Source organism: Nocardia sp. NRRL S-836, assembly GCF_001279525.1.
GTDB lineage: Bacteria > Actinomycetota > Actinomycetes > Mycobacteriales > Pseudonocardiaceae > Lentzea.
In genome coordinates this window covers 39,187-51,191 of the sequence record NZ_LGDY01000109.1, presented here as the reverse complement: position 1 = coordinate 51,191, position 12,005 = coordinate 39,187, and the positions used below count along the sequence as shown (strand labels likewise).

Annotated in this window: 9 protein-coding genes; 4 read left to right on the top strand and 5 right to left on the bottom strand. The window is 70.2% G+C overall.

Annotated elements, in window-relative coordinates:
- Positions 1-43 precede the first annotated feature (43 nt).
- Positions 44-796, bottom strand: a complete 753-nt coding sequence (locus ADL03_RS49780) for a maleylpyruvate isomerase family mycothiol-dependent enzyme (RefSeq protein WP_082373484.1) — start codon at positions 794-796, stop codon at positions 44-46.
- A gap of 222 nt (positions 797-1,018) precedes the next feature.
- On the opposite strand from ADL03_RS49780, the gene uvrA reads away from it, so the two are divergent.
- The 3 genes from uvrA to ADL03_RS26125 all read left to right on the top strand — a co-directional run bounded on the left by uvrA (position 1,019) and on the right by ADL03_RS26125 (position 4,673).
- Positions 1,019-3,898, top strand: a complete 2,880-nt coding sequence (uvrA, locus tag ADL03_RS26135; RefSeq protein ID WP_053736195.1) for an excinuclease ABC subunit UvrA — start codon at positions 1,019-1,021, stop codon at positions 3,896-3,898.
- Complete coding sequence (locus ADL03_RS26130) at positions 3,895-4,080, top strand: hypothetical protein (RefSeq protein WP_053736194.1); 186 nt, start codon at positions 3,895-3,897, stop codon at positions 4,078-4,080. Before uvrA ends, ADL03_RS26130 begins: the two co-directional genes overlap by 4 nt.
- Positions 4,081-4,208: 128 nt before the next feature.
- A complete protein-coding gene (locus ADL03_RS26125; protein WP_157529237.1) occupies positions 4,209-4,673 on the top strand; it encodes an SRPBCC family protein in 465 nt (154 codons plus the stop codon).
- Positions 4,674-4,733: 60 nt separating this feature from the next.
- Here the strand turns inward: ADL03_RS26125 and ADL03_RS26120 are convergent, their stop codons facing one another.
- Positions 4,734-5,336: a TetR/AcrR family transcriptional regulator gene (locus ADL03_RS26120; RefSeq protein WP_053736224.1), complete on the bottom strand. Its 603-nt coding sequence runs from the start codon at positions 5,334-5,336 to the stop codon at positions 4,734-4,736.
- A gap of 75 nt (positions 5,337-5,411) precedes the next feature.
- On the opposite strand from ADL03_RS26120, the gene ADL03_RS26115 reads away from it, so the two are divergent.
- Positions 5,412-6,587 (top strand): NAD(P)/FAD-dependent oxidoreductase, encoded by a 1,176-nt coding sequence (locus ADL03_RS26115; protein ID WP_063798709.1) that lies wholly within the window; start codon positions 5,412-5,414, stop codon positions 6,585-6,587.
- 237 nt (positions 6,588-6,824) lie between these two features.
- On the opposite strand, the gene ADL03_RS26110 is transcribed toward ADL03_RS26115, so the two are convergent.
- From ADL03_RS26110 to ADL03_RS26100, 3 genes are all read right to left on the bottom strand, one after another.
- Positions 6,825-8,912 carry an alpha-galactosidase gene (locus ADL03_RS26110; RefSeq protein WP_053736192.1) on the bottom strand — a complete coding sequence of 696 codons (2,088 nt, stop codon included), beginning with the start codon at positions 8,910-8,912 and terminating at the stop codon, positions 6,825-6,827.
- A gap of 98 nt (positions 8,913-9,010) precedes the next feature.
- Positions 9,011-10,411 (bottom strand): GntP family permease, encoded by a 1,401-nt coding sequence (locus ADL03_RS26105; RefSeq protein WP_053736191.1) that lies wholly within the window; start codon positions 10,409-10,411, stop codon positions 9,011-9,013.
- Positions 10,408-11,991, bottom strand: a complete 1,584-nt coding sequence (locus ADL03_RS26100) for an amidohydrolase family protein (RefSeq protein WP_053736190.1) — start codon at positions 11,989-11,991, stop codon at positions 10,408-10,410. The genes ADL03_RS26105 and ADL03_RS26100 overlap by 4 nt, the downstream gene beginning before the upstream one ends.
- Positions 11,992-12,005: the final 14 nt, after the last annotated feature.

The following is a 12,005-nucleotide window of genomic DNA, read 5'->3' as shown; positions in this document are numbered from 1 at the left end:
CGTTGACGAGGTTCGTCGAACGGCCCGCCTACCGGTGGCTGACTCAGACCCAGTCCGGCAGGTCGGGCAGCTCGCCGCGCACGCCGGTGCCGTCCGAGCGGCCGGTCAGCCACGCCAGCACGGCGCTCGCGGACCCGCTCACCGAGCTGCGGCTGGGCGGGCCGTTGAGCCCCCAGCTGCGCTGAGTGCCGTCCGGCAGCGCGACCTCGACCGTGAACGGCTCCACCCGGCCCTCGAACTGCTCCACGGCGTCGTCGAGGAACTCCACCACGAAGTCGGCGGGCAGGTCGTCGAACGTCACACCGGTGTTCAGGTCGACCAGGTGCACCCACACCTCGCGCAGCCGCAGCACCGGCACCGTGGACGCCGCGATCACCGCGCCCTTGGGTGCGCTGACCTCGGAGCGCCACGCGTGCGCGGGCATGTCCCGGCACGCCACGTCGAAGCGCTGGCACGCGGAGTCGAGGTCGGCCTTGATCACCTGCAGCAGCCGGCGGGAGCCCTCCTCGATGTCGGCGTCGCGGTCCGTCCGCGACGTGTACGCCTGGTGCTCGACCCCGGTCTTGGCCCAGGTGAGCAGGTTCACCAGCGCGTCGGCGTTGCGCGCGAGGTGGGTGACGACGTGGCCGCGGGTCCAGCCGGGCAGCAGGCTCGCACCGCGCACCGCGGTCTCGTCCAGCTCCCCGACGACCTCGAACAGCACGTCCGTCGCCTGCCGCACCGCGGTGAGGTGCCGCTCGGGCACTCCCCGCGGAGCCGGCACCGACGTGTGCTGCGTGGACGGCGTGTAGGTCATGTGCTGCCTCTCCCCGACGTTGAGGCTGATCGAAGTGTCCAGCCTAGGAGGTGGAGGCCGCTCGGGGGAATGCGTGAGCCGCCCGATCCGTTTTTGTCAGGGGTCGCCCCTAGCATGGGTGTCGGGTCGCACGCAGCCGCCGAACCGATGCTAGTACGCTTCGAACGCTTGTTCGGAAGAGTGGCGTGAGTGACCCGCCGACAGCACCCCGAAGGGACCCCAGTGGCAGACCGTCTTGTCGTTCGCGGCGCCCGCGAGCACAACCTGCGCAGCGTGGATCTCGACCTGCCGCGGGACAGCCTCATCGTGTTCACGGGGCTGTCCGGCTCCGGCAAGTCGAGCCTCGCGTTCGACACCATCTTCGCCGAGGGCCAGCGCCGTTACGTCGAGTCGCTCTCCGCCTACGCGCGCCAGTTCCTCGGGCAGATGGACAAGCCCGACGTCGACTTCATCGAGGGCCTCTCGCCCGCGGTGTCGATCGACCAGAAGTCCACGAGCCGCAACCCGCGCTCGACCGTGGGCACCATCACCGAGGTCTACGACTACCTGCGCCTGCTCTACGCCCGCGCCGGCAAGCCGCACTGCCCGCAGTGCGGCGAGGCGATCGGCAAGCAGACGCCGCAGGAGATCGTCGACCAGGTGCTCGCGATGGAGCAGGGCACCAAGTTCCAGGTGCTCGCGCCGGTCATCCGCGGCCGCAAGGGCGAGTACCTCGACCTGTTCCAGAACCTGCAGTCGCAGGGCTACTCGCGCGCGAAGGTCGACGGCGTCGTGCACGCGCTCGGCGAGGTGCCCAAGCTCAAGAAGCAGGAGAAGCACCACATCGCGGTCGTCATCGACCGGCTGTCGGTCAAGGCGTCGTCCAAGCAGCGCCTGACCGACTCGGTGGAGACGGCGCTGCGCCTGGCGGACGGCCTGGTCGAGCTGGAGTTCGTCGACCTGCCGGAGACCGACCCGAAGCGGGTCAGGGGCTTCTCGGAGAACCTGGCCTGCCCGAACGGCCACCCGCTCGCGATCGAGGACCTGGAGCCCCGGTCGTTCTCGTTCAACTCGCCGTACGGCGCCTGCGTGGTCTGCACCGGCATCGGCGTGCGCAAGGAGGTCGACCCGGAGCTGGTCGTCCCCGACGACGAGCTCACGCTCGAAGAGGGTGCCATCGCGCCGTGGGCCGGCGGGCAGACCGCCGAGTACTTCACGCGCCTGCTGCAGTCGCTCGGCGAGACCATCGGCTACCGGATGGACCAGCAGTGGCGCCACCTGCCCGCGAAGGCGCAGAAGGCGATCCTGCACGGCATCGACGAGCAGGTGCACGTCCGCTACCGCAACCGCTACGGGCGCGAGCGCTCCTACTACGCCAACTACGAGGGCGTCATCCCGTTCCTCGAACGGCGCCAGGAGCAGACCGAGTCCGACTACATGCGGGAGAAGTACGAGGGCTACATGCGGGAGGTCCCGTGCCCCGCGTGCGCCGGTACCCGCCTCAAGCCCGAGATCCTCGCGGTCACGCTGCACCACGGCCGCAAGGGCGACAAGTCCATCGCCGAGGTCTGCGCGATGAGCGTGGGCGAGTGCTCGGAGTTCCTCGACGGCCTCAAGCTCGGCAAGCGCGAGTCGATGATCGCGGGCGCCGTGCTCAAGGAGATCCAGGCCCGCCTGCACTTCCTGCTCGACGTCGGCCTCGACTACCTCTCGCTCGACCGGGCCTCCGGCACGCTGTCCGGCGGTGAGGCGCAGCGCATCCGGCTCGCCACGCAGATCGGCTCCGGCCTGGTCGGCGTGCTGTACGTGCTGGACGAGCCGTCGATCGGCCTGCACCAGCGCGACAACCACCGGTTGATCGAGACGCTGACCAGGCTGCGCGACCTGGGCAACACGCTGATCGTCGTCGAGCACGACGAGGACACGATCCGCACGTCGGACTGGGTGGTCGACATCGGCCCCGGCGCCGGCGAGCACGGCGGCAAGGTCGTGCACAGCGGCCCGTACAAGAAGCTGCTGACGAACAAGGAGTCGATCACCGGCGCGTACCTGTCGGGCCGCAAGTCGATCCCGATGCCCGCCAAGCGCCGCAAGATCGACAAGAAGCGCCAGCTCACGGTCGTCGGCGCGCGCGAGCACAACCTGCGCGGCATCGAGGTGTCGTTCCCGCTCGGCTCGCTCACCTCGGTCACGGGCGTGTCCGGCTCCGGCAAGTCGACGCTGGTCAACGACATCCTCGCGACCGTGCTCGCGAACAAGCTCAACGGCGCGCGCCAGGTGCCCGGCAGGCACACCCGGATCAAGGGCCTGGACCTGGTCGACAAGCTGGTGCAGGTCGACCAGTCGCCGATCGGCCGCACCCCGCGGTCCAACCCGGCGACCTACACCGGCGTGTTCGACCACATCCGCAAGCTCTTCGCGGCCACGACCGAGGCGAAGGTCCGCGGCTACCAGCCGGGCCGGTTCTCGTTCAACGTCAAGGGCGGGCGCTGCGAGGCGTGCGCGGGCGACGGCACGATCAAGATCGAGATGAACTTCCTCCCGGACGTCTACGTCCCCTGCGAGGTGTGCAAGGGCGCGCGGTACAACCGCGAGACGCTCGAGGTGCACTACAAGGGCAAGACGATCTCCGAGGTCCTCGACATGCCGATCGAGGAGGCGGCCACGTTCTTCGAGCCGATCAACGCCATCCACCGCCACCTGCGGACGCTGGTCGACGTCGGTCTCGGGTACGTGCGGCTGGGCCAGCCGGCGCCGACGCTGTCCGGTGGTGAGGCGCAGCGCGTGAAGCTCGCGTCGGAGCTGCAGAAGCGGTCGACCGGCAAGACGGTCTACATCCTCGACGAGCCAACGACGGGTCTGCACTTCGAGGACATCCGCAAGCTGCTCGGCGTGATCAACGGCCTGGTCGACAAGGGCAACACCGTCATCGTCATCGAGCACAACCTCGACGTCATCAAGACGTCGGACTGGGTCGTCGACATGGGTCCCGAAGGGGGCTCCGGCGGCGGTATGGTCGTGGCAGAGGGCACACCCGAGCAGATCTCCGAGGTGAAAGAGAGCTACACGGGGCAGTTCCTGCTGCAGGTGCTCGGCAACGAGGAGGTGTCAGCGGCAGGGTGAGGATCCCACTCGACACGTCGGTCCACCGCGAGCGCGCATTCACGGCGTCACGCGGGCTGCCGGTGGCATACCCCTTCAGCCTCGCCGAGGCGCTCGACCTGTCGGAGCAGGCACTCCGCCGCGTCGTGGCCATCGGCTGGCTGCGCACCCTGGAACGGCTTCCTCGCCTCGCAGAGAAGTGAACCCGGCCCGGCTCGGGTTCCGCTCGAACGGCGCTGGAGCCGAGTCCCGCTCGCGCGGAGTCAGCGTCTCAATGTGACTTCTGTCGAGAGTCTGTCACTCCACCGAGTGATCCGGGATGATGTCGGCCGTGTCACTCAACCGCTACCGGTTCCGCAGCGTGTGGCACGTCTGCGCGCCGCCGGAAGCCGTGTACGAGGTGCTGTCCGACATCGCGAACTACCCGCGGTGGTGGCCGGAGGTCCGGTCGGCGACGAGGATCGACGACGAGTCCGGCGAGCTCAGATGCCGGTCGTTCCTGCCGTTCGACCTGGTCGTGCGGGTGCGCCACAGCATCCGCAACCAGCAGGCCGGCCTGCTGCGCGCCACGTTGTCCGGTGACCTCGAAGGCTTTGCGAGCTGGGAGATCATCGGCCGCGACGGCGGCACGGACCTGGTGTTCGACCAGGAGGTCGTGGTCCACAAGGCGCTGCTGCGCCGGCTCGTGCTGATCGCGAAGCCGTTCTTCCGCGGCAACCACGACCTGATGATGCGCGGCGGCCTGAAGGGCCTGAAGCAGCAGCTGCGGATCAAGGCCGCGAGCCGCCCCGACTGACGTGCGGGTGAGCGCGGAGGCGCTGCACGGCACCGCGTGAGAACAAAAACGCGGCCGGAGTCAGTCGCGGGCCGACAGGTGACGCACCAACCGGCCCAGCTGCGCGGCGTACTTCTCGGCGAACTCGGGGGTCGCCGGGTCCTCGCCGGTCAGCTGGCGCGCGGTCTCCTGCAACATCATCGGCGCCGAGGCCGCCGCCATCAGCGCCAGCAGCAGCATGGTCGGGTCGAGGTCGGCGGGCACCTCGCCGGTGGCCTGGCGGGCGCGGAACGTCTCGGCCTGCGCCCGGAGGAAGTCGCCGTCCACGGAGGGCATGTCGCCGGACAGGTTCGCCCACGCCCACAGCCGGCCCTGGTCGCGGTTGTGGACCGTGGTCATCACGAACGCCGCGATCACCTCGTCCAGCGGCTGGTCGGTGCTCGCCATCGCCGTGCCCTCGGTGTGCCAGGACGTGGCGATCTCGCGGTACAGACCTTCCTTGCCGCCGAAGTAGTACGAGATCAGCTGCTTGTTCACGCCCGCGCGTGCCGCGATGTCGGTGGTGCGGGTCGCCGCGTAGCCCTTCGCGGCGAACTCCGCCGTGGCCGCCTCCATGATGCGGGCCCGCGTGCGTTCCGGGTCGCGCTTGCGTTCCGCGGGACTGGGAGAGCGGCGTTGATCCACGGCGACACGGTAACCCAACCGGAGTTTTCAGCTGACTGGTTGACTTAATCAACCATACGGTTGATAGTGGGTGCCATGGGGATCGCAGTGGTAGGTGGGGGAATCGGTGGGCTGTGCCTGGCGCACGGGTTGCGCAAGGCCGGCGTGGACGTGGTGGTGTACGAGCGCGATCGCTCGCGCACGGACCGCTTGCAGGGATATCGGGTGCACATCAACCCGCACGGCGCTGCCGCGTTGCGGGAGTGCCTGCCCGCGGCGAATTGGGAGCGGTTCGAGCGCACGGCCGGACGGACCGGTGGTGACGGGTTCGGCTTCCTGACCGAGCGGCTCACGCGGCTGCTGGTGCTGGACCCCGAGGTGGAGAACCACTACTCGGCCAGCCGGATCACGTTGCGGCAGGTGCTGCTCGACGGGCTGGACGTGCGGTTCGGCAAGCGGTTCGAGCGCTATTCGGAGGGCGACGGCATCACGCTGCACTTCGCGGACGGCACGACGGAGACGTGTGACGTGCTCGTCGGCGCGGACGGCATCCGGTCACGGGTGCGCGGGCAGTACCTGCCACACGCCGGCACCGAGGACGCCGGGGTGGCCGCGATCGCGGGCAAGCTGTTCCTGGACGAGCACGACTGGGTGCCGTCGGCGCTGACGGTGCGCGCGAACTCGATCGTGCCGACCGGCAGGGCCGGGATGTTCCTCGCCGTGCACGACGGGCTGGGCGTCACGGACGCGGACGGGTTGTTGTTCGACAACGAGCGGCCGTACCTGATGTGGGCGTTCGCGGCGGCCGGCCTGACCGTCCACGACGGGCTGGACCTGCGGGCGGAGGTGCTGCGGCGGATCGCGCGGTGGAGTCCCGACCTGCGCCGGATCGTCGCGAACTCGCCCGAGGAGACGATCTCCCAGTGGCACATCAGGTCGGCGCGGGTGATCGACCGCTGGGAGCCGTCGCGGGTCACGCTGCTCGGCGACGCCATCCACGCCATGACGCCGATGCGGGGGATCGGGGCGAACGTCGCGTTGCGGGACGCGCAGCTGCTGGCACGGGTGCTCGGCGGGGGTGGTGACCCGGTCGAGGCCATCGGGCGGTACGAGGCGGAGATGTACACCTACGGGTTCGCGGCCGTGCGCGACTCGCTGCGGGCGGCCCGGCAGTTCGCGGACGGCAACCCGGTGGCGCGGACGGTGTTCAAGACCGTGCTGCGGACCGCGAGCGCCCTGCCTGCGCTGAAGCGGGCGATGTTCGCGGGGTGAGATCTTTTTGAACCGTTCCGGCCCGGCCCGCGTGTCCAGGGCGTCAGAGGCCACGGGAGGTTCAGCTCACCACCGCGGGGTGACCGCGGCGCCTGGTCGCAGGGGACCGGATCCGCGGTGACGCCAACGTGCAGGGCGTTGGCGGGAGGTGGTGGGCCACCAGGGCCGGCGGAACACGCGTCGGCCAGTAGAAGGGGAGAGGGAAGCCCCGGCGTGCACCGCCGGGGCTTTCCCGTGCTACCGCAGGCGGAGCAGGACCGCCTGCTCCGGTTCCAGCACCGGCAGCTGCACGCCGGACTCCGACAGCACCGAACCGGGCAGCTCCACCGGCTCCCACGACTCGGGGCCGCTCTGGGTCAGCCGCGGCCGTCCGGCGGGGGCGTCGAACGAGAGCCGGTACGTGCGGGCGGGGTCGAGTCCGGGCAGCCGCACCCGGCGCGGCTTGTTCTGCACGGAGGTCGCGAGCTGGAAGTAGCCGAAGAGGGCCTCCGACCGGTCGGCGGCGACGACGCCGTGCACCCAGGCGGCGGGGTCGGGGTGGTCGGCGTGCACGGTGACACCGGAGTGCACCAGCGCCCGCACGTCCTTGTAGTACTCGATCGCGGCCCGCAGCCCGGCGCGTTCCTCCTCGGTGGCCGAGTCGATGTCCCACTCGATGCCGAAGTGCCCGAACATCGCCGTGGCCACGCGGAACGACAGGTCGTGCACGCGTCCCGTGGTGTGCGACTTCGTCGGACCGACGTGCGCGCCCATCAGCTCCGGCGGCAGGAACACGCCCGTCCACCGCTGGATCAGCTGGCGTTCCAGGGCGTCGTTGCAGTCCGACGTCCACACCCGGTCGGTCCGCGCGAGCACGCCGAGGTCGATCCGCCCGCCGCCGGAGGAGCAGCTCTCGATCTCCACGTGCGGGTGCCGCAGCCGCAGCTCGTCCAGCAGCCGGTAGTACGCCGCGGTCTGCTCGTGCACGCGCGAGCCGATCAGGTCGCGGTTGTGGTCCCACTTCACGAAGCCGATGTCGTTGTCCGACAGCACGGACGAGACGCGGTCGAGGATGTACGCGTACGCGTCGGGGTTCGCGATGTCGAGGACCTGCTGGTGGCGCGAGGGCGGCGGCAGCACGCCGGGACGCGGCCCGAGCACCCAGTCGGGGTGGGCGCGGTAGAGGTCGGAGTCCGTGTTGACCATCTCCGGTTCGAACCAGAGGCCGAACTCCATGCCGAGCGCGCGGACGTGCTCGATCAACGGGGTCAGCCCGTCCGGCCACACGGTCTCGTCCACGTACCAGTCGCCCAGGCCCGCGGTGTCGTCGCGGCGGTGCCGGAACCAGCCGTCGTCCAGCACGAACCGCTCGACCCCCATGGCGGCGGCGGTGTCGGCCAGCGACGTCAGCCGCGCCAGGTCGTGGTCGAAGTACACGGCCTCCCACGTGTTGAGCACGACCGGCCGCGGCCGTGCCGCGCGCTCGCGCAGCCGGCGGTGGAACGCCGCGCTGATGCCGTCGATGCCCGCCGGCGAGTAGGCGGCGTACAGCCACGGCGACTCGTACTCCTGGCCCGGTGCCAGCGTCATCTCACCGGGCAGCAGCAGTTCGCCGCCGCCCAGCACGGGCGATCCGTCGACCAGGTTCTCCGCGTACGTCACGTGGTTGCCGCTCCACGCCACGTGCAGCGCCCACACCTCGCCGGCGCGGAACGAGAACCCCGGCGTGCCCGCCAGCAGCCCGATGGTCGCGTCGTGCCCGGTGCGCCCGCGCCGGCTCTCCCGCACCCACGAGCCGTAGTGCAGCGCCTGCCGCTGCGGTGAGCGCTCCCGGCTCCAGCGGCCGGTGAAGTCGAGCAGCTCGGTGGCGTGCGCGGAGATCGGCAGCGCGGTTTCCAGCCCCTCCAGCGCGTACGGCGTCGTGCCGTCGTTGCGGACGACGTGCCGCAGGCGGAGCATGCCGGACTCCAGCAGCTCGACGGTGCCGGTCACGGTCAGCTCGGCGGCCTCGTCCGAGGCGACGTAGCGGAAGATCCCGGCTTCACCGGAGAACGACGTCACCCGCAGGGCCGGGGCGAAGTGCGCGCCGCCGCGGTGGCCGCGTAGACCGGGCCGGCCGGAGTACCCGGCACCGGCGTCGGGCAGCAGCGCGAGCGGGACGGGGACGTCCGGTGTGTTGTTCGGGTTGCTCCACGAGACGACGTCGACCAGGCCGCGCAGTGCGGCCTGGTCGAGGTCTCCGAGGGTGCGCCCCCAGTGCGTCACGACCGGCAGGCCTGCGCCCTCGATCGTGATGACGACGCTGGAGGTGTCGTCGTGCAGGTGCACGACCTCCGTGTTGCTCATGCGGGCCCCGTCCACATCAAACACAAATGAACAATGTGCCGATCCTCAGATCCGGGGCCCGCGTTGTCAAGCGTTGGAACTTGTTGGGTTTTGTCTGATCAGACGATCAGGCTGAGCAGCCCGGCGACCACGAAACCGACCACCGAGAGGATGGTCTCGAGGACCGTCCACGACTGCAGCGTCTCCTTCACCGACAGCCCGAAGTACCGCGACACGATCCAGAACCCGCCGTCGTTGACGTGCGAGGCGATGATCGAGCCGGACGCGATGGCCATGACGACCAGCGCGAGCTGGGGCTGCGAGTAGTTCAGGTCCGCCAGCACCGGCGCCACGATGCCCGCGGTCGTCACGATCGCGACCGTCGCGGAACCCTGCGCGATCCGGATGACGCAGCTGATCACGTACGACAGCGCGATCACCGGGAGACCGATGCCCGCCAGCTCGTTCGCGAGCGTCTTGCCGATGCCCGTCGCGGCCAGCACGGCACCGAAGAAGCCACCGGCACCGACCACGAGCAGGATCATCGCGACCGGCTTCAGCGAGGCGGCGGACATCTCCGCGACCTTCTCGCGGGTCATGCCGCGCCGGAACCCGAGCAGCCAGAACGCCAGCAGCACCGAGATCGTCAGCGCCACCGCGGGCGTGCCGAAGAACGTCGCCACCGAGTACAGGCGAGTGCCCTTGGTGAGCAAGATCGAGCCGAACGTGCCGGAGAGGATCAGCACCAGCGGCAGGCCGATGATCGAGAGCACCAGGCCCAGCGGCGGTGGCGTCTTGTCGGAGCCGTTCTCCGAGCGCGCCAGCTCGGCCGCGGCCAGCATCTCCTCCGGCACCGGGACGTTGATGCGCTTGCCGATCCAGTACGAGTAGAGGACACCGCCGACGAACCAGGACGGGATCGCCACGGCGAGACCCATGACGATGATCCAGCCCAGCGAGACCTTCAGCAGACCGGCCGCCGCCACCGGACCGGGGTGCGGCGGCATGAACGCGTGCATGACCGACAGACCCGCGAGCAACGGCATGCTGAACAGCACGATCGACTTGCCGCTGCGCTTGGCCGCCACGTAGACCAGCGGCGCGAGCACGAAGATGCCGATGTCGAAGAAGACCGGCACACCGAAGATCAGGCCGGCGAGGCCGATCGCGACCGGCGCGCGCTTCTCGCCGAACGCGCGCATCAGCCGGTCCATCAGCACCTGCGCGCCACCGGACGCCTCGAGGATCGCGCCCAGCAGCGTGCCGAGCCCGATGATCGCGGCGATGTGGCCGAGGATGCCGCCGAAGCCCTTCTCCAGCAACGAGTCCGACGCCTTCTGCGCCGACCCGACCAGGGCCTCCGTCGGCACGCCGGCGGCCAGCGCCACCAGCAGCGCGACGACGATCAGCGCGATGAACGGCTCGACCTTGAACTTGATGATGAGGAGCAGCAGCACCGCGATGCTGACCACCGCGAGGGTCAGCAGACCCGGTGTTGAGTGTTGCAACCAGTCGATCACGAGCGGCTCCTGAGTGAATGGCCTGGCAATGCGCCGGTGGCGGTTCCGTCGTCGATCACCGGCACCCCGTTGCAGAACACGAACGGGATGCCGGTGGCCTGCTGCCGAGGCTGGTCGAAGGTCGCCGTGTCGGCGATCGTGGCCGCGTCGAACAGCACCAGGTCGGCCGCGAAACCCTCGCGGACCAGACCCCGGTCGGTGAGCCGCAGCCGCCGGGCGGCGCGGCCGGTGAGGTGCTCGACGCACTCCTCCAGGCTCAGCACGCCCAGCTCGCGGACGTAGCGCGCGAAGTAGCGGGGGAACGTCCCCCACGCGCGCGGATGGGGGCGGTCGCCGACGAGCAGGCCGTCGCTGCCGCCGGTGTGCGCCGGGTGCTTCATGATCGCCTGCACGTTCTCCTCGTGCCCGACGTGCATGAGGCAGGAGGTACCCAGGCGTTCGTCGACCAACACGTCGAAGTACAGGTCGGCGGGCGCGCGGCCCAGGCGCGTGGCCGACCGCTGCACGCTCGCGCCGACCAGGTGGGCGTTGCGGTCGTTGCGCACGCCGTTGATCTCGATGGAGTCCCAGTCGACCGGCACGCCGTGGCAGCCGTCGGAACCGGTCTCCTCGATCTCCGTCCTGATCCGCTCACGGGTGTCCACATCGGACAGGCGGGCCAGCGCGCGTTCCGGCCCGCCCTCGGTGGCCCACGACGGCAGCAGCGCGCTCAGGTAGGTCGCGCCGGGCAGGTACGGGTAGGTGTCGAGGCTGATGTCGGCGCCGCCGGCGATCGCGTCGTCGAGCAGCCGCAGCAGCTCGGGCGCCTTGCCCTTGTTCACCGGGAAGTTCATCGTGGCGTGCGCGAGGTGCAGCGCGCAGCCCGACCGCTTCGAGACGTCCACCATCTCGGCGTACGCCTCCAGCGCGCCCGCGCCGTAGCTGCGGTGGTGCGGGCTGTAGAACCCGCCGTGCTGCCCGACGACCTCGCACAGCTGCACGAGCTCCGAGGTGTCCGCGTACATGCCGGGCGTGTAGGTGAGCCCGGACGACATGCCGACCGCGCCCTCCGCAAGCGATTGCGCCAGAACGGTCTTCATCCGGTCCATCTCGGACTCGGCCGGCGGCCGGTCGTCCCAGCCCACGACCAGCATCCGCAGCGTCCCCTGCGGCACCAGGTACGCGGCGTTGACCGCGATGCCCCGGTCCAGCCGGTCGAGGTACTCGCCGACCGAGCGCCAGTTCCAGTCGAAGCCGGGCGGGTCGTCGTTCCACCCGGCGAGCTGGCCGCGCAACGTCGCGAGCACCTCGTCGTCGACCGGCGCGTAGGACAGGCCGTCCTGGCCGAGCACCTCGGTCGTGACGCCCTGCGAGACCTTCGCCAGGTGGTCGGGCTCGGCGAGCACCCGCAGGTCGGAGTGCGAGTGCATGTCGATGAACCCCGGCGCGAGCACCAGCCCGCCGGCGTCGATCGACCGCCTGGCGCTGATCCCGGTGCCGACGGCCGAGATCACGCCGTCCTTGATCCCCACATCCGCCCGGTAGGCGGGTGCGCCCGTGCCATCGGCGACCAGTGGTCCGCGCAGGACGACGTCGTCCATCGGAACGCTCCTCG

Excerpts from the sequence above, each read along its gene's own strand:
- ADL03_RS49780 (WP_082373484.1), bottom strand. The coding sequence starts at position 796 with ATGACCTACACGCCGTCCACGCAGCACACGTCGGTGCCGGCTCCGCGG.
- ADL03_RS26115 (WP_063798709.1), top strand. The coding sequence starts at position 5,412 with ATGGGGATCGCAGTGGTAGGTGGGGGAATCGGTGGGCTGTGCCTGGCG.
- ADL03_RS26110 (WP_053736192.1), bottom strand. The coding sequence starts at position 8,912 with ATGAGCAACACGGAGGTCGTGCACCTGCACGACGACACCTCCAGCGTC.
- ADL03_RS26100 (WP_053736190.1), bottom strand. The coding sequence starts at position 11,991 with ATGGACGACGTCGTCCTGCGCGGACCACTGGTCGCCGATGGCACGGGC.